This window comes from Pseudoflavonifractor sp. HCP28S3_F10 (genome assembly GCF_052065415.1).
In the GTDB taxonomy this organism is placed as follows: domain Bacteria; phylum Bacillota; class Clostridia; order Oscillospirales; family Oscillospiraceae; genus Pseudoflavonifractor_A.
In genome coordinates, this window is record NZ_JBQHUB010000015.1 from 49,226 (window position 1) to 69,693 (window position 20,468).

At 60.3% G+C, this 20,468-nt stretch carries 19 protein-coding genes; 6 read left to right on the forward strand and 13 right to left on the reverse strand.

The features are described from left to right. Positions 1 to 2: 2 nt before the first annotated feature. From feoB to ACTNBZ_RS08160, 4 genes are all read right to left on the reverse strand, one after another. Positions 3 to 2,216: a ferrous iron transport protein B gene (gene feoB, locus ACTNBZ_RS08145; protein ID WP_441209170.1), complete on the reverse strand. Its 2,214-nt coding sequence runs from the start codon at positions 2,214 to 2,216 to the stop codon at positions 3 to 5. 242 nt (positions 2,217 to 2,458) lie between these two features. After that, positions 2,459 to 2,695, reverse strand: a complete 237-nt coding sequence (locus tag ACTNBZ_RS08150) for a FeoA family protein (protein WP_441209171.1) — start codon at positions 2,693 to 2,695, stop codon at positions 2,459 to 2,461. Positions 2,696 to 2,807: 112 nt separating this feature from the next. Next, positions 2,808 to 3,020 (reverse strand): FeoA family protein, encoded by a 213-nt coding sequence (locus ACTNBZ_RS08155; protein WP_441209172.1) that lies wholly within the window; start codon positions 3,018 to 3,020, stop codon positions 2,808 to 2,810. 152 nt (positions 3,021 to 3,172) lie between these two features. Next, positions 3,173 to 3,712 carry a TetR/AcrR family transcriptional regulator gene (locus ACTNBZ_RS08160; protein WP_441209173.1) on the reverse strand — a complete coding sequence of 180 codons (540 nt, stop codon included), beginning with the start codon at positions 3,710 to 3,712 and terminating at the stop codon, positions 3,173 to 3,175. A gap of 138 nt (positions 3,713 to 3,850) precedes the next feature. Here ACTNBZ_RS08160 and ACTNBZ_RS08165 point away from each other — a divergent pair, with 138 nt between their 5' ends. Further along, positions 3,851 to 4,738 (forward strand): DegV family protein, encoded by an 888-nt coding sequence (locus tag ACTNBZ_RS08165; RefSeq protein ID WP_441209174.1) that lies wholly within the window; start codon positions 3,851 to 3,853, stop codon positions 4,736 to 4,738. A gap of 450 nt (positions 4,739 to 5,188) precedes the next feature. Beyond that, complete coding sequence (locus tag ACTNBZ_RS08170) at positions 5,189 to 5,731, forward strand: TetR/AcrR family transcriptional regulator (RefSeq protein WP_441209175.1); 543 nt, start codon at positions 5,189 to 5,191, stop codon at positions 5,729 to 5,731. Positions 5,732 to 5,758: 27 nt separating this feature from the next. Here the strand turns inward: ACTNBZ_RS08170 and ACTNBZ_RS08175 are convergent, their stop codons facing one another. Continuing rightward, positions 5,759 to 6,370, reverse strand: coding sequence for a DUF308 domain-containing protein (locus tag ACTNBZ_RS08175; protein WP_441209176.1), 612 nt, complete (start codon positions 6,368 to 6,370; stop codon positions 5,759 to 5,761). 250 nt (positions 6,371 to 6,620) lie between these two features. Here ACTNBZ_RS08175 and ACTNBZ_RS08180 point away from each other — a divergent pair, with 250 nt between their 5' ends. Further along, positions 6,621 to 7,067, forward strand: a complete 447-nt coding sequence (locus tag ACTNBZ_RS08180) for a hypothetical protein (protein WP_441209177.1) — start codon at positions 6,621 to 6,623, stop codon at positions 7,065 to 7,067. Continuing rightward, complete coding sequence (gene ftsH, locus ACTNBZ_RS08185; RefSeq protein ID WP_441209178.1) at positions 7,064 to 8,878, forward strand: ATP-dependent zinc metalloprotease FtsH; 1,815 nt, start codon at positions 7,064 to 7,066, stop codon at positions 8,876 to 8,878. Before ACTNBZ_RS08180 ends, ftsH begins: the two co-directional genes overlap by 4 nt. Before the next feature lie 144 nt (positions 8,879 to 9,022). Here the strand turns inward: ftsH and malQ are convergent, their stop codons facing one another. The 7 genes from malQ to ACTNBZ_RS08220 form a co-directional block, all read right to left on the reverse strand. Further along, a complete protein-coding gene (malQ, locus tag ACTNBZ_RS08190; protein ID WP_441209179.1) occupies positions 9,023 to 10,504 on the reverse strand; it encodes a 4-alpha-glucanotransferase in 1,482 nt (493 codons plus the stop codon). Positions 10,505 to 10,516: 12 nt separating this feature from the next. Then, complete coding sequence (locus ACTNBZ_RS08195; protein ID WP_441209180.1) at positions 10,517 to 11,362, reverse strand: carbohydrate ABC transporter permease; 846 nt, start codon at positions 11,360 to 11,362, stop codon at positions 10,517 to 10,519. After that, complete coding sequence (locus ACTNBZ_RS08200) at positions 11,362 to 12,213, reverse strand: carbohydrate ABC transporter permease (RefSeq protein WP_441209181.1); 852 nt, start codon at positions 12,211 to 12,213, stop codon at positions 11,362 to 11,364. The genes ACTNBZ_RS08195 and ACTNBZ_RS08200 overlap by 1 nt, the downstream gene beginning before the upstream one ends. Positions 12,214 to 12,343: 130 nt before the next feature. Further along, complete coding sequence (locus ACTNBZ_RS08205) at positions 12,344 to 13,681, reverse strand: ABC transporter substrate-binding protein (protein WP_441209182.1); 1,338 nt, start codon at positions 13,679 to 13,681, stop codon at positions 12,344 to 12,346. Between the two features lie 69 nt (positions 13,682 to 13,750). Next, on the reverse strand, positions 13,751 to 14,764 hold the full coding sequence (locus ACTNBZ_RS08210; RefSeq protein ID WP_441209183.1) for a LacI family DNA-binding transcriptional regulator: 1,014 nt from the start codon (positions 14,762 to 14,764) through the stop codon (positions 13,751 to 13,753). 441 nt (positions 14,765 to 15,205) lie between these two features. Further along, positions 15,206 to 16,594, reverse strand: coding sequence for a TrpB-like pyridoxal phosphate-dependent enzyme (locus tag ACTNBZ_RS08215; protein ID WP_441209184.1), 1,389 nt, complete (start codon positions 16,592 to 16,594; stop codon positions 15,206 to 15,208). A gap of 400 nt (positions 16,595 to 16,994) precedes the next feature. Then, positions 16,995 to 18,464, reverse strand: coding sequence for an S-layer homology domain-containing protein (locus tag ACTNBZ_RS08220; protein WP_441209185.1), 1,470 nt, complete (start codon positions 18,462 to 18,464; stop codon positions 16,995 to 16,997). A gap of 307 nt (positions 18,465 to 18,771) precedes the next feature. Between ACTNBZ_RS08220 and ACTNBZ_RS08225 the strand changes: the two genes are divergently transcribed. Together ACTNBZ_RS08225 and ACTNBZ_RS08230 are read left to right on the forward strand one after the other, a co-directional pair. After that, the gene (locus ACTNBZ_RS08225; protein ID WP_441209186.1) at positions 18,772 to 19,179 is read left to right on the forward strand and encodes a PPC domain-containing DNA-binding protein; all 408 of its coding nucleotides are present in this window, start codon (positions 18,772 to 18,774) and stop codon (positions 19,177 to 19,179) included. Continuing rightward, the gene (locus ACTNBZ_RS08230; protein WP_441209187.1) at positions 19,176 to 19,955 is read left to right on the forward strand and encodes a TIGR00282 family metallophosphoesterase; all 780 of its coding nucleotides are present in this window, start codon (positions 19,176 to 19,178) and stop codon (positions 19,953 to 19,955) included. Before ACTNBZ_RS08225 ends, ACTNBZ_RS08230 begins: the two co-directional genes overlap by 4 nt. A 69-nt stretch (positions 19,956 to 20,024) precedes the next feature. Here ACTNBZ_RS08230 and ACTNBZ_RS08235 read toward each other — a convergent pair. After that, a partial coding sequence (locus ACTNBZ_RS08235; RefSeq protein ID WP_441209188.1) for an IS3 family transposase occupies positions 20,025 to 20,468 on the reverse strand: 444 nt, incomplete at its 5' end.

Genomic DNA, 20,468 nt, shown 5'->3' on the forward strand with positions numbered 1-20,468 from the left:
CTTTACTTCGCGGCCGCCGCGGCCACAGAGGTCAGATTATGGCTCTCATGCTCCCCCTGATAGCCCTTGCGCAGCAGCAGGTACAGGATACCAGCCAAGGCGGCGGCGGCCACCACGGTCCACAGGCTGAATACCGCTTCGCCGGTGATGAGGCCGCCCAGCTGGTAGACGATCATGGACACCACATAGGCAAAGCCGCACATGTAGCCAATGGCACCCAGGGTCCACTTCACGTTGTTCATCTCCCGCTTGATGGCGCCCATGGCGGCAAAGCAGGGGGCGCACAACAGGTTGAAGATCATAAAGCTGTAAGCAGTGATGGCGCCGAAATCCGCGCCGATGGCCACCCAGATGTCATGGCTGTCCTCCAGCAGATCAGCCTCACCGGCGTACTGGTACAGCACACCGAAGGTATTGACTACTTCCTCCTTGGCAATGAGGCCGGTAATGGTTGCAACGGTGGCCTTCCAGGCCATGTCACCCATCCAGCCCAGGGGGTAGAAGATCCAGGCGATGGCGCTGCCGATCATGGCCAGCAGGGAGTCGTTGTTGTCTTCCACGGCCTGCCACACCCCGTCCACAAAGCCGTAGCCCTGGAGGAACCAGAGGATGATGGAGGAGAGCAGGATGATGGTGCCGGCACGCTTGATGAAGCTCCAGCCCCGCTCCCAGGTGGCCCGCAGCACATTGCCCATGGAGGGCAGGTGGTAGGTGGGCAGCTCCATGACGAAGGGGGCGGGTTCACCGGCGAAGGCCTTGAACTTCTTCAGCATGATGCCGGAGAGGATGACGGCAGCGATGCCGATGAAGAAGGCGGAGGTGGCCACCCAGGGGGACTCGCCGAACACAGCGCCGGCAAACAGGCCGATGATGGGCATTTTTGCGCCGCAGGGGATAAAGCCGGTGGTCATGATGGTCATCTTCCGGTCACGGTCCTGCTCGATGGTACGGGAGGCCATGATGCCGGGCACGCCGCAGCCGGTGGCCACCAGCATGGGAATGAAGCTCTTGCCGCTAAGGCCGAAGCGGCGGAAAATCCGGTCCATGATGAAGGCCACACGGGCCATGTAGCCCACGTCCTCCAGAATGGCAAGCAGAAAGAACAGCACCAGCATCTGGGGCACAAAGCCCAGCACCGCGCCCACGCCGGCCACGATGCCGTCCATGATGAGGCCGTACAGCCAACCGCTGACGCCCAGAGAGGTCAGGATGCTGTCAAAGAAGCCGGGGACGATCTCGCCGAACAGCACGTCGTTGGCCCAGTCGGTGCCGAAGGTGCCGATGCCCGCGCCGCCGTCGGCGATGGAGGTACCCATGGCGATCGAGTAGATGCAGAACATAATGACCGCGAAGATGGGCAGGGCCAGGATACGGTTGGTGATGATCTGATCGATCTTGTCGGAGACGGAGAGACTGCCCTTGGGAGCCTTTTTCTTTACCGCCCTGCTCACCACACCGTTGATGTAGGCGTAGCGCTGGTTGGTGATGATGCTCTCGGCGTCGTCGTCCAGTTCCTTTTCGCAGTCGGCAATATGTTCTTCCAGGTGATCCTTCAACGCCTTATCCAGCTTCAGATCAGCCAGGACCTTTTCATCCCGTTCAAAGAGCTTGATGGCGTACCAGCGGAGGTAATTTTCGTCCACCTTGCCCTGGATGGACTCCTCGATGTGGGCAATGGCGTGCTCCACGCTTCCGGTGAACACATGGGGCAGCTCGCCGGCCCTGGAGCTCCGGGCCAGGGCCACCGCTTTTTCAGCGGCTTCCGGGCCGCCCTCACCCTTCAAAGCGCTCATCTCCACGACCTCGCAGCCCAGGGCGGCTCCCAGCTTGCTAAGGTCGATGGTGTCGCCGTTCTTGCGTACCAGGTCGATCATGTTTACCGCCACCACCACAGGCAGGCCCAGCTCGATGAGCTGGGTAGTCAGGTACAGGTTCCGCTCGATGTTGGTGCCGTCCACGATGTTCAGGATGGCGTCGGGCTTTTCGTTCACCAGATAGCTCCGGGCCACCACTTCCTCCAGGGTGTAGGGGGACAGGGAGTAGATGCCGGGCAGGTCCTGGATGACCACGTCCTTGTGGCCCTTGAGCCTGCCCTCCTTCTTTTCCACAGTAACGCCGGGCCAGTTGCCCACGTACTGGTTGGAGCCGGTGAGGGCATTGAACAGGGTCGTTTTACCGCAGTTCGGATTGCCCGCCAGCGCAATTTTGATCTCCATAGCAGTCTCCTTTCAAAACGTTAGTTACAGCTAACTTATAATGAAAATAACAGCGGCCTTCCGCCGCGCTGGTTTAGTGCTGTCACGCCTCGCCTGTTCGCAACGCACGGCTTCCCTCCGTCTCGGGCTGGTCTCTGGGGCCTGCGGCCCCGCCGCCCGCCACACCCGCAAGGGGTACGCCACATCCGTAAGGCGGCAAAGCCGCCAACGGCTGTGCAGTCGCTTCGGTCCATCCGCGCTGCTCACGACGGCTCGGACGCTTCCACCTCGATCATTTCTGCATCCGCCTTGCGCACGCTCAGCTCATAGCCCCGGACATTCAGCTCCATGGGATCGCCCAGAGGGGCCACCTTACGGACGAAAATCTCCACGCCTTTCGTGATGCCCATGTCCATGATGCGGCGCTTCACCGGGCCCTCGCCGTGGAGCTTCACCACAGTAACAGTTTCGCCCACCTTGACATCCTTCAGTGTTTTCATATTTGCTCTCCTCCTGATCAGTTTTCACGTTTCATTCATGCAGCGGCATCGATAAGCGCGCACAAATGCGCAGCAAAGAATCCCTGATTCAGAATACGAATCAGGGCCCTGTTTAAATCATGATACGGTTTGCCATGGTCTTATCCAATGCGATCCGGCTGTCTTTTACCTGCACGATCAGATTTCCTGCCATCTCGCTTACCACTGTCACATCACTGTCCACCACAAAGCCCAATTCTGCCAGGTGCTGGCGCACCTCGTCCTTCCCTGTGATCTTATGAATGGTGACCGTTTCCCCTGTTTTCGCCATCGTCAGCGGCATCATTCCATCGCCTCCCTCTCCTGGAAGTTAGACATATCTAACTTCCCGTCAAAAAATTTGGGTTAGGAGTCTCTAACCCACGGATCGGCATCAGTTTAACACCACTAACCATCCTTGTCAAGAGTGTTTGATAAAAACATCCAACTCTAGTCAGCTTATACTAATCCATGTGCCGCTTTAGCGGCAGTCTCAAAAAAGAAGGACGCCATCTCCTCCGCACTTGTTCTGTCATCGGTGGAGAGCCAGATGAGCGCTGTGTTGAGCAGTGCACCGATATACATGTACAAATGATATTTTTCGATGGAGGATGACGGCATATTGCCCGCCACATTCTCATGGAACCGGTTGAGTTCCTCCAGCAGAACAGTGATGAATCCGGAGCGGTACAGATCCAAAACATATTTCCGGTACTTTTGGAAATACCGGAAACTCAGAAGCATATTCTCATATGAAAAAAAGGTATCCTGTTCAAAGTGGATCTCCTGATAAAAGCTGTCCAAAATGTCCCGAATCAGGGTGACAAAAACATCTTCCTTTGAAGAATAATTGCGGTAGAAGGAGGCCCGGGCCACTCCGGCCCTGCTGACGATCTCTGAGATATGGATATCTGCCAGACTCTTTTCCTCCATCAGGGTAAATAAAGCATTGGTGATATGGGTTTTTACCCGCAGATTCGCCTCTTTCCGCTTGTCCATGGCCGCTCCCTTCATAAGATCTGATACATAAATGAAAATTCTGTCTTACTAGCAGCGATTGATGTGCCTGCTGCAATGTGATACGATTGTTGCATATTTTATCATATTGTTTTTTGATGTCAATGGAGGAACTCTGATATGGCCAACTATTGTCTGAGCTGCTGTTCCACGGTGGATCTGACCCCGGAGCATATGCGGGAGCGGGATATCCGATACGTGTGTTTCCACTTTACGCTGGACGGTGTGGAATATCCGGACGACATGGGCGTCTCCATGTCCTCTGAGGAACTGTTCCGCCGGATGTCCGCCGGAGCTGAAACGAAAACTTCTCAGGTGGGGGTGGCGGGTTACCTTGCGCACTTTGAAGCGATGCTGAAGGAGGGCAGGGACATTCTCCACGTCACCCTCTCCACCGGCCTGTCGGGCAGTTACAACTCTGCCTGCATTGCAAAGGCGGAGCTGGAGGAGCGGTATCCGGAGCGGAAGATCTGCATTGTGGATTCTCTCGGCGCATCCAGCGGCTACGGCCTGATCATGGAGACGCTGGCCGACCTGCGGGACGCCGGGAAGACCATCGACGAGCTCTGCCGGTGGCTGGAAGCCAACAAACTGCGGATGCATCACTGGTTCTTTTCCACGGACCTGTCTTACTATGTGCGGGGCGGAAGGATCTCCAGGACTGCAGGTATGGTCGGGACCATGCTGAACATCTGCCCGCTGCTCAACATGGACAAGAAGGGCTGTCTGACCCCCAGAGAGAAGGTGCGGGGAAAGCGGAACGTGATCAAGCGGATCGTGGATCAAATGGCGTTCCATGCCGAACACGGGAGTGCATACAGCGGGAAATGCTTTCTATGCCAATCCCTGTGTATGGAAGACGCCAGAGCTGTTGCCGCACTGGTGGAGGAACGGTTTCCAAATCTGCAGGGCCCGGTCCGGATCTTCCCCATCGGCACCACAATAGGAAGCCATACCGGCCCCGGTACCATAGCTCTGTTTTTCTGGGGCGATGAGCGAACGGACTGAATATCACAGAACGAGCATCTCAAAAGAACAAAAGGGGGACCGCCCTGATGGGCGGTCCCCCTTTTCCGTATCGGAGCATCCCGGCACACCTTACCGGAAGATGGCCTTGGAGCTTTCCACGCTCTCCGGCAGGACGGCGGTGAAGTGGAAGCAGGTGGCCCGGGCTGGAGGCCAGTCTGGATGAGACGCAGCAGCTCCTCAGGCAGGCGGGCTGCGCCAAGCGCTATGTCAGGAGCAAGCGGGACGCCATCATCAGCCACGGCATCCTCCACCATATCCCCCTCAAAAAGATTAACGACAAGCTCTTCACCGGGAACGAAAAGACGCTGATCTGAAAAAAGGAACCTTCTCCCGCCGTCCCTACGGGGAGGGCAAACTGGACACAGCAGCCCCGGGTGTGATAAAATAGCGGCAATGAACAGGACGATTTCGTCGAAGGGGCGTAGCGCTGTGCCAGTCAACATGAAAGCCATGATCGCGGAGACCTTTCTCACCCTTGCCGGACAGAAAAACGTGGATAAGATCACGGTGAAGGACCTGGTGGAGGCGTGCGGCATCTCCCGTCAGACCTTTTACTATCATTTTCAGGATATCATAGATGTGGTGGAGTGGCTGGTGGAGCGGAACACTCAGACCATGCTGGAGCGGAGCCTGGCGGCGGGAGACCCGCGGGAGGCCATCCGCATCTTTGTGGCCGACGCGGTGGAGAAGCGGGATTTGATCCAGCGTCTTCTGGCCTCCCAGCGCCTGGAGCAGGTGCGTGGGACCATGTTCCAGGCCTTCCGCACCTATCTGCGGGAACTCTTCCGAAGCAGGGAGCCGGCGCAGCCGGTCCGCGTTTCCGACCTGGAGACCCTCATTGATTTCTGTGCCTTCGGCATTGCCGGATTGCTGCTGGAACACTGCCAGAGGCCCCGGACAGACGTGGAACTGCTGACGGACCAGATCTACCGCCTGCTGTCCGGGGAGATGATCCCCCGGGTGGAGCTATAGAGAAAAGACCTCCGGAGCGTGAGCCTCTCACGCTCCGGAGGTCTTTTTTTCCCGCTTCCACGGGTGCAGGTCCAAAAGAAGCTGCACGCCGATGGAGATGAGCTCCAGGCCCAGAAGCACCACATGCTCCCGTACCCGGGATACCGGGTCGATGAGCAGCACCACCGCCAGCAGCAGGCCGATGGCGGCGTGGAGCATCTCTCTCAGCCAGCATTCCCGGTTGGCCATGGCACAGATGGCACGGTTGAGCAGTTCGGAACCCTTCACCAGGCCGAAGATGCCCCAGGCGGTTCCGATCAGGCCGTCGGCCCCGGGGCCCCGGAGCAAAATGGTGCTCCCTACAGCCAGGACCACGATGCCGCTGGAGGTCAGCCTGGTCTCGGCGATGCGGTATTCGCCGGTGCGGAGCCCACGGACCAGACAGGAGAGGCCGGAGGCGGCCATCAGCGTTCCCAGCACGTAGGGAAGGCAGCGGTGGACATGGCTGGGGAGCAGCAGGCAGAGGACGCCAAGCCCCGTCAGCAGGACGGAGAGGACATATGCCGGCCATCCCTCAATGCCTGGCAGCGGTTTGTGGGCATATCCGGCCTGTGGGACAAATTTGCGTTCCTCCTCGGGGTATGTGTGATATGGTTTCATAGCCCTTCCTTTCCGTGCTGCCGGACAGACAGATCACATGGAGATATGTGTTTTGACCGTATCTTAGCGGAAAACGGGGCAGATTGGTATATGCAAGTTGAGGCGTCTGTCCTGACAGAGATCCGTGTCTGTCAGGTATCCTGACACCGGGCGGATTTTGTCAGGACAGAGCGGGAAAATTGCAAGTGGCTTTTCCGGCGGGCCTCTGCTAAACTGCAGTTGCATTTCAAGATCCGGAGGAGAGCTGTCCATGGAACGCAGATGGGGAATGTTTGAGGCCAAGCTGGGTGAATTGGAGCGGCAGTATGCACGGATGCAGGCCTGCCTGCAGGGCTGTCAATCCAGGGACCACGAAGCGCTCCGCCGGGGACGGGAGCAGCTGGCGGACCAGTGCCGGGCGTATGAGGACCTGCTGCGGGAACAGGCGGCGGGCAGCCGCTCCCCTGCCATGGCGGCGATGGCGGATTTTCAACTGGAATACTGCCGGAGAACGGAGGACCTGCTCGCTCAAAACCTGTCTGCCTGGCTGCGCGGCGGAGGCAGCGGCGCAGGGGAAAACCAGTCGGAGGCCATGACGCTCCGCGCGGAGTATGCCATTGATTTCGCGGCTCAGGCCATGCGCTACGCGCTGCTCTCTGCTCTGGCTGCGGCGGAGGAGCAGAGTGGCTGCGAAGAGACAAAGGAGGAACCGGTATGAATGAAGTAAAAAGCCCGAAAAAGCCGCTGATCTATTATTATCTGATCGTCATGCTCGTCCTGATGCTGTTCAATTTTCTGGCTCTGCCCTGGCTGGCCGAGCATCAGATCAAAGAAGTTGACTACAACACCTTTGTCTCCATGGTAGAGGGCGGCCAGGTGGGCCAGGCAGAGATTCAGGAGCAGGACAACCGTATTCTGTTCACGGACAGGGACGGAAAGACCATCTACAAGACCGCCATGGTGCCGGACGCGGACCTGCTGTCCCGGCTGCTGGAGGCCGGGGTCTCCACCAGCGGTGTGGAGATCGAGCAAAGCTCCCTGCTGGTGTCTCTGCTGGGGTGGATCCTGCCACTGATCGTCTTTATCGGCATCGGCCAGTTCATGTCCCGGAAGATGATGCAGAAAATGGGCGGCGGCAACTCCATGATGTTCAACATGGGCAAGTCCAACGCCAAGGTCTACGTAAAGTCCTCCGAGGGCATCAAGTTTTCCGATGTGGCCGGCGAGGATGAGGCCAAGGAGAATCTGACGGAGATCGTGAACTACCTCCATGACCCCGGCAAGTACCAGGAGATCGGCGCCTCCATGCCCAAGGGCGTCCTGCTGGTAGGCCCTCCGGGCACCGGCAAGACCCTGCTGGCCAAAGCTGTGGCCGGCGAGGCCAACGTGCCCTTCTTCTCCATGTCCGGCTCGGAGTTCGTGGAGATGTTCGTGGGCATGGGCGCATCTAAGGTGCGGGACCTCTTTAAACAGGCGAAAGAAAAGGCCCCCTGCATCGTGTTCATCGACGAGATCGACGCCATCGGAAAAAAGCGTGACGGCCAACTGGGCGGCAACGACGAGCGGGAGCAGACCCTGAACCAGCTGCTCACCGAGATGGACGGCTTTGAGGGCAACACCGGCGTCATCATCCTGGCCGCCACCAACCGGCCCGAGTCCCTGGATCCGGCACTGACCCGTCCCGGCCGGTTTGACCGCCGGGTGCCGGTGGAGCTGCCGGACCTGAAGGGCCGGGAGGAGATCCTCAAAGTCCACGCGAAGAAGATCAAGGTGGCAGAGGACGCGGATTTCAACCGCATCGCCCGCATGGCCTCCGGCGCCTCGGGCGCGGAGCTGGCCAACATCGTCAACGAGGCCGCCCTCCGGGCGGTCCGGGACGGCCGCCGGTTTGCCACCCAGGCGGATCTGGAGGAGAGCATCGAGGTGGTCATCGCCGGGTATCAGAAAAAGAACGCCATCCTGACCGACCATGAAAAGCGCATCGTGGCCTGCCACGAAATCGGACACGCCCTGGTGGCCGCCAAACAGACCAACTCCGCCCCCGTACAGAAGATCACCATCGTGCCCCGGACCTCCGGCGCCCTGGGCTACACCATGCAGGTGGAGGAGGGCAACCACTACCTCATGAGCAGGGAGGAGATCGAGAACAAGATCGCCACCTATACCGGCGGCCGGGCGGCGGAGGAAGTGGTGTTCGGCTCCGTCACCACCGGCGCCTCCAACGACATCGAGCAGGCCACCAAGCTGGCCCGGGCCATGATCACCCGGTACGGTATGAGCGACGACTTCGACATGGTGGCCCTGGAAACGGTGAACAACCAGTACCTGGGCGGGGACACCTCCCTGGCCTGCTCCGCCGAGACCCAGGCCCGGATCGACCGGGAGGTAGTGGACCTGGTGAGGCGGCAGCACGACAAGGCCGTCCGGATCCTGACAGAGAACCGGGAAAAACTCGATGAGCTCTCCAAGTTCCTGTATGAGAAAGAGACCATCACCGGTGAGGAGTTTATGAACATCCTGAACGGATGACGCAGGATAAAAGCATCTGAAAAAGCAAAACCATCCGCGGCAGGCAGAAGACGGCCTGCCGCGGATGGTTTGTATTCTCAGCACCGCTGAAAAAAGCCCACCGGCCAAAGGCCGGTGGGCGAAGGGGGGGGAAAGGAAACGGGATCAGGCCCGTCCGTAAAGGCGGGCCGCCTCCCTGATCTTCTCAGTCAGTTCCGCTGTGATCTGGCCGGGCAGCAGCCGCCACTGCCAGTTGCCGCCCAGGGTGCCGGGGGTGTTCATCCGGGAGCCGGCTCCCAGGCCCAGATAGTCCTGCATCTGGGCCACGAAGAGCTCGGCCACGCTGCTCAGGCCGCCCCGCAGGACGCCCCAGTGGAAGCCCTCCGATTCGTTGAGCCCCAGATACCGGCGGGCCATGGTGATGTCTGCCGGGTCGGCCTCGTCCTTCCAGACCATCAGGGGGGCGTTGTCGTGGGTCCCCGCGTAGCAGACGCAGTGGGGCGTGTAGGTGTGGGGCAGGTAATTGCTGGGCTCCCGGGAGTCAAAGGCGAACTCCAGCACCTTCATGCCGGGGAAGCCGGAGTCCTCCAGCAGCTGCCGGACCTCCGGCGTGAGAAAGCCCAGGTCCTCGGCGATGAACTGTATGCTGGGGAAGCGGCCGGTGAGCACCCGCAGCAGGTCCATGCCGGGGCCCTTGACCCACCGGCCGTTTTTGGCGGTGGTCTCGCCGTAGGGCACGGCCCAGTAGCTCTCCAGCCCCCGGAAATGGTCGATGCGTAGGATATCGTACAGCCGGGCGGCGCCCTCGATCCGGCGGATCCACCACTGGTAACCGTCCCGCTTCATGGCGTCCCAGTCATAGAGGGGATTGCCCCAGAGCTGGCCGTCGGCGCTGAAATAGTCGGGGGGCACGCCCGCCACCTCGTGGGGGATGTTCCGCTCGTCCAGCTGGAAGCTGCCGGGGTCGGCCCATACGTCGGCCGAGTCCATGGCCACATAGATGGGCAGGTCGCCGATGATGCCCACACCCCTGTCGTGGGCGTAGGCGCGCAGGGCCTCCCATTGGCGGAAGAACTGGTACTGGATATAGGTGAACAGGCGGACGTCCTCCGCCAGTTCATTCCGGTAACGCTCCACCGCGCCGGGGCGGCGGAGCCGGATGTCCTCATCGGGCCACTCCGTCCAGGCCTTCATGCCGAAGCGGTGCTTCAGGGCCATGAAGAGGGCGTAGTCGGGCAGCCAGGTCCGGTTTTTCTCCACAAAAACGGCCACCGCGCCGGAATCCCGCTGCCAGCCCCGCTCTGCCGCCTTGCGCAGCAGGGGGAGGCGGCCGCGGTAGATGGCCTCGTAGTCCACCCGGGCCGGATCGCCGCCCCAGTGGACGGCGGCCACTTCATCGGGAGTTAGCAGTCCCTCGTCACAGAGCAGGTCCAGGTCCACGAAGTAGGGGTTGCCGGCGTAGGCGGAAAAGCTCTGATAGGGAGAGTCGCCGAAGCTGGTGGGACCAACCGGCAGCATCTGCCACCAGGACTGCCCCGCATCGGCCAGAAAGTCCACAAAGTCCCGGGCGGCCCGGCCCAGGGTGCCGATACCGTGGGGCGAGGGCAGGGAGGAGACCGGCATCAGGATACCGCAGCTTCTTTTCATGCCGGATCCCTCTTAACCCTTGACGGCGCCTGCGGCCACACCCTTGATGATATGCTTCTGGCACAGCAGGTAGATGATGATGATGGGGATGATGTTCATCATGATGGAGGCCATCATGGGGCCCATCTCCACCTTGCCAAAGCTGCCGCGGAAATACTGGATCAGGATGGGGATGGTCATATAGCCCTTGGTGCGGTCCAGCACCAGGTAGGGCAGCAGATAGTCGTTCCACAGCCACATGGTCTCCAGAATGCCCACCGAGATGAGGGTGGGCTTCAGAATGGGGAGGACCACCATGAAGAAGGTCTGGATGGGGTTGCAGCCGTCGATCATGGCGGCCTCCTCGATCTCGATGGGGATGGACTTCATAAAGCCGCAGAACATGAACACAGCCAGGCCCGCGCCGAAGCCCAGGTAGATGATGCAGATGGTGTAGGGGCTGCTCAGGTGCAGCCGGTCCGCCGTGGCGGACAGGGTGAACATCAGCATCTGGAAGGGGACGACCATGGAGAATACAAAGAGGTAGTAGAGGGCCTTGCTGTACCAGCTCTTCACCCGGGTGATGAACCAGGCGCACATGGAGCAGCACACCAGGATGAGCACCACCGAGCTGATGGTGATGACTAGGCTATACCAGAAGGCGGTGAGGAAGCCCTTGGAGGTCAGGGCATTGACGTAGTTGGCAAGGCCCGCGAAGGTCTCGCCGGTGGGGAGCTGGAAGGCGGTGCCTGTGCTGATGGAGGTCTCCTTCTTCAGGGAGTTGAACAAAATCATGAAGATGGGGTACACCCAGGCAAGGCACAGTATACCCAGGACGACCGACAGGATCCGGTCCTTGATCCGGTTACGTTTTCCCATTACTGCTGCACCTCCTTGGAGCGGGTCGCGCGAAGCTGGAACAGGGAGATCACGATGACCAGCACGCAGAAGATGACCGCCTTGGCCTGGCCGTAGCCCTTCCACTGGGGACCGGAGCGGCCGTAGAAGGTCTGATAGATGTTCAGGGCCAGCATCTCGGTCTTGTGGGCGGGATCGCCGCCGGTGAGGGCCAGGTTCTGGTCAAAAAGCTTGAAGCCGTTGGTCAGGCTGAGGAAGAGGCAGATGGTGATGGAGGGCATCAGGTTGGGCAGCTTTACCTTCCACAGGATCTGCCGCTCACTGGCGCCGTCGATACGGGCCGCCTCCAGATAGTCACCGGGGATGGACTGGAGGCCGGCGATGTAGATGATCATCATATAGCCGATCTGCTGCCAGCACATCAGGATCACCAGGCCGATGAAGCCATAGGGCGCGTGAAGGGAGAGCAGGGGCTTGCCCAGCAGGGTCAGCACGCAGTTGAGCAGGATGTTCCAGATATAGCCCAGCACGATGCCGCCGATCAGGTTGGGCATGAAGTACACCGAGCGGAACAGGTTGGTGCCCTTGATCTCCCGGGTCAGCGCCAGGGCGATGGCCAGGGCGGCCAGATTGATGCACAGGGTGGATACCACCGTGAACAGGGCGGTGAACCAGAAGGCATGGAGGAAGTCGGACTCCGTCAGGGCAAAGATGTAGTTTTTCAGGCCGTTGAAGCTGGCCCGGTCGATGGTGATGAACTTGCAGAAGGACAGATAGAGGCCCTGCAGGAAGGGCCACACAAAGCCGATGATAAATGCCGCCAGCGTGGGGACGACGAACACCGGCCAATATCGCCGGATGGTTTTTTCCACAATATCCCTCCTAGAGATGGAATGAGCCGCGGGTCATACCGGGGGGATTCCCCTGCGGGCAGAGCAAAAAAAGGAACGGGGCGGGCGGAAGGCCCACCCCGTTCTGATAAACTGTGCGGTGCGCTGTGTATTAGCCGTTGAGGGCGGCGTACTCGCTGGCCCAGCCGTCCACGAACTGGGAGACCACATCGTCCCAGGAGCCGCCGGCGGTGTAGGCGGTCAGAGCGGAAGCCAGCTCATCCTTCCAGGTCTGGGAGGGAATGGTGAGGAAGGCCCAGCCAACGGGAGTCTTGCCCGCGGCGGTGTAGGCGGCGTCCTGCTTGACAAACAGGTTGGGGGACTCCTGAGCGGCCTTGAAGGGGATGACGAAGCCCATGTCCTCAGCCATGGCCTTGGTGCCCTGCTCGGAGGTGACGCACCAGTTCATGAAGTCCAGAGTGGCCTGGATGTCCTCTTCCTTGGCGGTGCCGTTGACGCACCAGTAGTTCTCAGTGCCGGTGCACAGGCCCTGGTTGGCCTCGTCGCCCACGCCCACATAGATGGGGATCATGGCCAGATCGTCATCGGTGAACTTGCCCTCGCCCACCAGGTTGCCGTACTCCCAGGAACCGTTCTGGAAGAACGCGGCCTCGCCGGCCAGGAACTCGTTGCGGGAGTCGTCGCCGGTCTTGCTGGCCAGGACGGCGGGCTCGCAGGTGGAATTGTTGATGTACAGGTCAAAAATGGCCTTGTAGTTGTCCAGATAGGTGCCCTCGATGGCGTCGGTCACGCCGATGCCCTTATCCTGGTACTCGAAGTAGATGGGCATGTTGGCCAGGTGGGTCTGGAAGCGCCAGTTGGAGGAGCCGTCCATGCCGGCGGAGGAGAAGGCGGCGAAGCCCAGCTCATCCTTGCGGGCGGTGATGTCCTCGGCACAGGCCTTCAGGTCGGCGAAGGAGTCGATGTCCTCCACCTTGTAGCCGGCCTTGTCCAGCAGGGTCTTGTTGGCGATGATGCCGTAGGACTCGATGACGTAGGCAATGCCCAGGGTGGCGTCGCCGTCCTTCAGGGCGAAGGCGTCGCTGGTCAGCTGGCCCAGCACATCGGAGCCGGTCAGGTCATAACAGTAATCTTTCCAGTTGGCCAGACCCACAGGGCCGTTGACCTGGAACAGGGTGGGAGGATTGCTCTTGGCGATCTCGCTCATCAGGGTCTGCTCATAGGTGTTGGAGGCGGCGGTGACCACGGTGACGGGCACGCCGGTCTCTTCGGTGTAGGCCTTGGCCAGGTTCTGCCAGGCCTCGTCCTGCTCGGGCTTGAAGTTCAGGTAGTACACGGAGCCGGAGGCGGCGGGCTTGGCGGGGGCGGAGGCGGCGGGAGCGCTGCTCTCACCAGGAGCGGAGGAGGGCTGGCTGGTGGTGCCGCCGCAGCCGGCCAGAAGACCGGCGCAAAGAGACAGGGAAAGCGCGAGTGCGATTACCTTTTTCATTTTGATACTCCTTTTCCTCTGATGGTTGATTGAGGATAATATCTATTTTTACATCCGAAGATGCAAAAATCAGTTGAGGGCGGCGACACTGTCGCCGGTGCGCAGGGTGGTCTTCACCCGCACATGGCGGTTGCCCACCCGTTCCTCCACCATGTCCAGCAGGATACGCACGGCCTCTCCGCCCATCTCGGCCTGGGGTTGGATCAGGGTGGTCAGGGTGGGGACGGTATAGGCGGACATGTCAATGCCGTCAATGGCGATGATGGAACAGTCCTCCGGGACGCGGCGCCCGCCGTCGTGCAGGGCTTTCATGGCGGCCACCGCCATGGAGTCGGCGATGGCGAATACGGCGGTGAAATCCTGCCGCCGCTCCAGCAGGCGGCGGATGCTCACGTAGGACGCCGCCATGTCAAAGTCGCCGGTCTCGGCCACCAGTTCCGCATCCAGGGGAATGCCGTTCTCCGTAAGGGCCTGGCAGTAGCCCCGGTAGCGCAGCTCGCTGATGGAGTGGTCGCAGACCGAGTCCAGAAGTACGGCGATCTTCCGGTGGCCGTTGCGGATAAGCAGCTCCACCGCCCGGCGGGCCTCCTCCTGATCGTCGATGGACACCGAGGAATAGGCCGACCGGTCCAGGCTGCCGAAGCTGTTGGTGAAAGAGCAGCAGACAAAGGGAATATCCAGCGCCGCCGTCTGCTCCGGCGTGTAGTCGAAGCAGCCGCCCAGCAGGATAAGTCCCCGCAGCCGTTTGGAGCGGGCCAGACTGGCGCCGGCCTGTATCTCATCCTCCCCGGAGCGGATCTGATGGAGGACCATGGTGTAGCCCGCCTGGCCGATGGCGTTCTCGATGGCCCGGATGACTCCGGTAAAAAAGGGGTTGCCCACACCGCGGACCACCAGGCCGATGGCGTCAGACTGGGGGCGTACCAGATCCCGGGCGCTGTTGTTGGGCACATAGTGGAGCTTCTCCACCGCCTCCATGACCCGGGCGCGGACGGCGTCACTGACGTCGGGATGGTGGTTGAGCACACGGGAGACAGTGCTGACGGAAACGCCGCTGTATTCGGCGACATCCTTGATGGTCATCGATCCGCCCTCCTCCCGCCTGAAGTATGATACCATCCATATGACTGGAAACGTTACTGGAAACGTTTCCAGTCTAATTGCACTTATATTTTATACATATAAAAGGGGAGGATGTCAACTACTTTTATTAAATTCATCAATTGTACTAAAGTGTGGATATTAAAACTATGCGTAATCCCGAAACGAAATGCGCAAGTTGGGAATTAACGGCCAGCGGTGATCCGGGTGCTGAAGACCTGTGTTGCCTTTTACCGGCAGGGGGGAGGACGTATGACCAGGAAGGAACTGGTGCAGTTTTTTTATTGAGGGCTATGACAAGCAGAATTACGATTTTGTTCTCAACAGTCTGGCGCCTGACTATGTGGACCACAGCCCCGCAGGGGCGCGGAGGCAGAAAAAGCCCCCGGATACAGCGTCCGGGGGCTTTTGGTGCGAAATGGATCAGATCTCGTTGCCGGGGAACTTGGGAATGCCGTCGAAGCCTGCCTGCAGCTCTTCGTCGGTGGGGATATGGTCGGTCATCTCACCGTTGTGGAACTTCTCGTAGGCCACCATGTCAAAATAGCCGGTGCCGGTGAGGCCGAAGAGGATGGTCTTTTCCTCACCGGTCTCCTTGCACTTGAGAGCCTCGTCAATGGCCACCCGGATGGCGTGGCTGGACTCGGGGGCAGGCAGGATGCCCTCCACCCGGGCAAACTGCTCGGCGGCCCGGAAGACCGCCGTCTGCTCCACGCTGACGGCCTCCATCAGCCCGTCGTGATAGAGCTGGGACAGGATGGCGCTCATGCCGTGATACCGCAGGCCGCCGGCGTGGTTGGGGCTGGGGATGAAGCCGGAGCCCAGGGTGTACATTTTGGCCAGCGGGCACACCATGCCGGTGTCGCAGAAGTCATAGACGAACTTGCCCCGGGTGAGAGAGGAGCAGGAAGCGGGCTCCACGGCGATGAAGCGGTAGTCGGCCTCGCCCCGGAGCTTTTCGCCCATGAAGGGGGAGATCAGGCCGCCCAGGTTGGAGCCGCCGCCGGCGCAGCCAATGATAATATCGGGCTTGACGCCGTACTTGTCCAGCGCGGCCTTGGCCTCCAGGCCGATGACCGACTGGTGGAGCAGTACCTGGTTGAGTACGCTGCCCAGCACATAGCGGTAACCGGGGGTGGAGGTGGCGGCTTCCACAGCCTCGGAGATGGCACAGCCCAGGCTGCCGGTGGTGCCGGGGTGCTCGGCCAGGATCTTTTTGCCGATCTCAGTCTCGGCGGAGGGGGAGGGAGTGACCGAAGCGCCGTAGGTGCGCATGACCTCCCGGCGGAAAGGCTTCTGCTCATAGGACACCTTGACCATGTATACCTTGCAGTCCAGACCCAGGTAGGCACAGGCCATGGAAAGGGCGGTGCCCCACTGTCCGGCGCCGGTCTCGGTGGTTACGCCCTTGAGGCCCTGCTGCTTGGCATAGTACGCCTGGGCGATGGCGGAGTTGAGCTTGTGGGAGCCGGAGGTGTTGTTGCCCTCGAATTTATAGTAGATCTTGGCAGGAGTGCCCAGGGCTTTTTCCAGGCAGTAGGCCCGGACCAGGGGAGAGGGACGGTACATCCGGTAGAAATCCCGGATCTCTTCGGGGATGGGGATATAGGCGGTGTCATCGTCCAGCTCCTGGCGGACCAGCTCCTCGCAGAACACGCCGGAGAGCTCCTGGGCCGTCATGGGCTGGAGGGTGCCGGGATTGAGCAGGGGGGCTGGCTTGTTCTTCATGTCCGCGCGCACGTTGTACCAGGCCTTGGGCATCTCGTTCTCTTCCAGGTAGATCTTGTAGGGAATGTTGTTCTTGTCGCTCATGATTACAGTCTCCTTTTCCTGATGAGATGGATTAGGGACAAAAAAACGCTTCTGTCCCTGCGTTCTGCTGGGACAGAAGCGTTACACTTCTGCGGTGCCACCCGGCTTGGCGCGAATACGCGCCCACTTTGCGCATGCCGACACATGCCGCGCTTTGTTAACGGAGCCGCACGCTCCGGCGCCCCTACTGCCTGCAGGCATTCGGTTTGCCCTCGGCAGGCCATTCGCCCCCGCTGTCCGTGCCGCCGTTCCACCCCAGGCGGCTCTCTGTGCCGTACGCACGGGAGATACTTACCCTGCCTCATTGGTTTATGACAGGATGTTAGCACATTAAAGCGATGATGTCAAGAAGAAAAAACGGAGGACGGCAGATATTTTCTGCCGTCCTCCGCGAAACGGATCAGCCGCCCATGTAGGAAAAGTGCATGTAATCGTGGTAACCCTGGTTGGGGTCGGTATCATAGGCCCAGGCGTTGCCGCCCCAACTCCAGCCGTGCTCGGCAAAGATGCGCACCACCGAACCGCCGGCAGGGATAGAGTAGGGATTGGAGCCCGGATTCCACAGGCTGCCGGCCATGGCTGCGCCGTCCCGGACCTGATAGTTCTCGTTGGAGTTGATGTCGATGGCGGTGCCGCAGTTGTGCTCACCGGTGGCGGAATCGCCCCGCCAGGAATAGCCGCCCACGTCGTGGATGGGGAAACGCTCCGGATCGTTGTAGATCTCGGTGAAGATGGCCTTCACGTCCTCGGCCAGGGCGGCATGGACGGAGAGACTCATGGTGGAAGAGACCTTGCTCCCGCCCGAGAGCTTCCACACGGGCACGGTCACCGTGGTCATGTGGGCCTCGGCCTCGCTGCGGCTGGTAAAGCGGCGCTGATTCTCATTGCCAAAGAGGAGCAGATACTTGCGGGGGTTCTCGCCCTGGTACTTCAGGAGGAAGTCCTGCCGGTAGTAATCCTCGTAGGAGGCCTCGCCCCGCTCCACCTTGTCCCAGAAATCGGCCTCCTGGATCTCAGTCTGGGTCATGGCACGCAGGGGCACGGTATAGCGCTCCGCCGCGGAACTGACCGTTCCGCAGCTGCCGCTGGAGGTATAGTGGGCGGGGGCGTACTCGTCGGCCAGGGAGGAGAGCCACTGGCCCACATAGCTCTCCACAGTCACGTCTGAGCCCAGGGCAGCCCCGTTCTGATCCACAAAGTGGAGGGTGACGCTCTTGTCCTCATAAAAACGGACCCCGTCCACCTGATTCAGAGCACGGATGAGAAAAACGGTTCCGTCGCACCGCTGGAGCGGATCGCCGCCGCCAAAGGAGCCGTCGCTCTTGCCTTTGATGATCCCAAGGCCGAACAGGCGGGACACGGCGGAACGGTACAGGGGATCCAGACTGCCCCAGTCGGGCAGCTCCTCCTCGGCCGAGGGGGACCAGGAGTAGAGGTAGTACTGATCCACCTCCTCCGGGAGCGCCCGGTCCAGCAGCACGGCCACATCCTGGCGGCAGATGCGCCCGGACAGATCATCCCCGTCCACCGGGAGGAAGTCGTCCTCCGTCAGCAGGCCGCTGTCACAGGCGGCCTGATAGCCGGCCCGGTCCCAGGCCAGTCCCTGAGCCACGGCTCCGGTATAGTCCTCCGGAGCGAAAGTGCGGGTGAGCATGGCCAGATACTGGCCCCAGGTCAGCGGATCGGCAGGCGCCATGCGGCCGCCGCCTACGCCGCTGAGGATGCCAAGGCCGGCGGCCCGGTCCATATCCTCATAAGCCCAGTGGGAGGCGGGAAGATCGGGATAGGAGGCGGCGTGGGCGGGCACGGCGCTTACAAACAGGAAAAGGACCAGCGCCAGAAGGGAAAACCGTCCGGGGTGTTTCGTCATGTGTATCCATCTCTCTTCTTTTTTTGTTTTGCGCAGGGCAGATTTTATAAAAACTATACTGCGCCTTTCTTCGGGATGCAAGAAAAAATAGTTCGAAACGGGAATGACCCTCCGTAATCCCGGCATGCCGCTCTTGCGGCTTTGTTCCGTACGCATTATAATAATGTCTGCTGAATAAACCACTTTGCGGTTTATTCGTGTGGCAGCAGCCGCACAATTCGATTAAAAGGGCCATTCTCAGCCCTTTTAATCGAATTCAGGCATTATAATAAAGAGAGCATATCCGGGCATACCAGGAGGGGATGGAATGAGAACACACTGCTTCCGCCTTCACAGGGGCGATGACCTGCGGGGGGCGATGGAGGACTACGTCCGCGCCCATCATATCCGGGCGGCGGTGGTGCTGTCCGCCGTGGGCTGCGTCAGCCGGGCCAGGCTGCGGGACGCTTCCGGGGTCAATATCCGCACGCTGGAGGAACACCTGGAGATCGTCTCCCTCATGGGCACTCTGTCCGAAGAGCGGACCCATCTGCATATCTCCCTTTCCCGGGAGGACCTGTCCACTGTGGGCGGCCACCTGAAGGAGGGATGCATCGTCAATACCACCGCCGAGATCGTCCTGCTGGAGCTGACCGGCGTGGCCTTTGGGGCGGGCTATGACCCCGAGACCGGCTATGAAGAGCTGGTTATCTCACATTTGGAGGAACCGATATGATCCTGAACGTACTGGCCGTAGGCGATGTGGTGGGCGAGAGCGGGCTGGACTGCCTGGAGCGCCGGCTGCGGAGCATCAAAAGGCACAAGGACATCCACTTCACCGTGGTCAACGGGGAGAACGCCTCCGGCGTGGGCATTCTGCCCCGGCAGGCCCAGGCTATTTTTGATGCGGGAGCCGACGTGATCACCCTGGGCAACCATACCTGGAACCGGCTGCAGATCGCCGATTATCTGGACGAGAACCCCTATATCCTCCGCCCCGCCAACTACACCAGCCGGGTGCCCGGCCGGGGCTGGGGGGTGTACGAGGGGCCCCGGGGGCTGCGGATCGGGGTGCTCAACCTCATCGGCCGGTGTGAGATGGACTGCAATTTCGACAACCCCTTTACCGCAGCGGATCACTGGGTGAAAAACGGCGGGGCTGACGTGATCCTGGTGGACTTCCATGCCGAGGCCACCAGCGAGAAGGGAGCTATGGGCTGGTATCTGGACGGCCGGGTACAGGCGGTATGGGGCACCCACACCCATGTACCCACCGCCGACGCGCAGATCCTGCCCAAGGGGACGGGCTTCGTCACCGACCTGGGCATGGTGGGACCGGCCCGCAGCGTGCTGGGCATCCGGCCCCAGCAGGCCATCAACCGCTTTCTGGGCGGCCTGCCCCAGCGGTATGAGCAGGCCGACGGCCCCTGCAAGCTCAACAGCGTCTGCTTTTCCATTGACACCGCCAGGGGCGTGTGCGTGGCGGCGGAGCGGCTGGATATCGAGGAATAAAGCTAAAAATTCCCCCTGCCATCTGAAGTGACCCCGAAAAGTTAGACAATATTTCGAAGCAAAAATTGTTCAAGCAACCGAAAGGGCTTGTTGTCTGTGAAGAGCAGGCGGCAAGCCCTTTAGCTTCGCCTTGATACGGTGGTTATTGTAATAGTCCAGATAAGCAATCAGTTCTTGCTTGAAGTGTTCCATGGAATCAAATTCTTGCAGATAGAGCAATTCGCTTTTGAGCAGACCGAAGAAGTTTTCCATGACAGCATTGTCCAGACAGTTTCCTTTCCGGCTCATGCTCTGCCGAATGCCTTTCTTCCGGAGCATCCGCTGGTACTGTTTGTGCTGGTATTGCCAGCCCTGGTCAGAATGGAGGATCAGGTCTGTCCCATCCGGTATCTTTTCAAATGTCTGATCCAGCATGGTGGTCACCATGCTCAGAACAGGCCGATCCGAGATCGTATAGCTGACCAGATCGCTGCTGTGCAGGTCGAGGATCGGCGAGAGATACAGTTTCTCTCC

Coding starts and splice junctions, on each gene's coding strand:
- ACTNBZ_RS08210 (WP_441209183.1), bottom strand. CDS start 14,764: ATGACCATCAAGGATGTCGCCGAATACAGCGGCGTTTCCGTCAGCACT.
- malQ (WP_441209179.1), bottom strand. CDS start 10,504: ATGAAAAGAAGCTGCGGTATCCTGATGCCGGTCTCCTCCCTGCCCTCG.
- ACTNBZ_RS08230 (WP_441209187.1), top strand. CDS start 19,176: ATGATCCTGAACGTACTGGCCGTAGGCGATGTGGTGGGCGAGAGCGGG.
- ACTNBZ_RS08220 (WP_441209185.1), bottom strand. CDS start 18,464: ATGACGAAACACCCCGGACGGTTTTCCCTTCTGGCGCTGGTCCTTTTC.
- ACTNBZ_RS08205 (WP_441209182.1), bottom strand. CDS start 13,681: ATGAAAAAGGTAATCGCACTCGCGCTTTCCCTGTCTCTTTGCGCCGGT.
- ACTNBZ_RS08155 (WP_441209172.1), bottom strand. CDS start 3,020: ATGATGCCGCTGACGATGGCGAAAACAGGGGAAACGGTCACCATTCAT.
- ACTNBZ_RS08150 (WP_441209171.1), bottom strand. CDS start 2,695: ATGAAAACACTGAAGGATGTCAAGGTGGGCGAAACTGTTACTGTGGTG.
- ACTNBZ_RS08215 (WP_441209184.1), bottom strand. CDS start 16,594: ATGAGCGACAAGAACAACATTCCCTACAAGATCTACCTGGAAGAGAAC.
- ACTNBZ_RS08180 (WP_441209177.1), top strand. CDS start 6,621: ATGGAACGCAGATGGGGAATGTTTGAGGCCAAGCTGGGTGAATTGGAG.
- ftsH (WP_441209178.1), top strand. CDS start 7,064: ATGAATGAAGTAAAAAGCCCGAAAAAGCCGCTGATCTATTATTATCTG.
- ACTNBZ_RS08160 (WP_441209173.1), bottom strand. CDS start 3,712: ATGGACAAGCGGAAAGAGGCGAATCTGCGGGTAAAAACCCATATCACC.
- feoB (WP_441209170.1), bottom strand. CDS start 2,216: ATGGAGATCAAAATTGCGCTGGCGGGCAATCCGAACTGCGGTAAAACG.
- ACTNBZ_RS08175 (WP_441209176.1), bottom strand. CDS start 6,370: ATGAAACCATATCACACATACCCCGAGGAGGAACGCAAATTTGTCCCA.
- ACTNBZ_RS08195 (WP_441209180.1), bottom strand. CDS start 11,362: ATGGGAAAACGTAACCGGATCAAGGACCGGATCCTGTCGGTCGTCCTG.
- ACTNBZ_RS08225 (WP_441209186.1), top strand. CDS start 18,772: ATGAGAACACACTGCTTCCGCCTTCACAGGGGCGATGACCTGCGGGGG.
- ACTNBZ_RS08165 (WP_441209174.1), top strand. CDS start 3,851: ATGGCCAACTATTGTCTGAGCTGCTGTTCCACGGTGGATCTGACCCCG.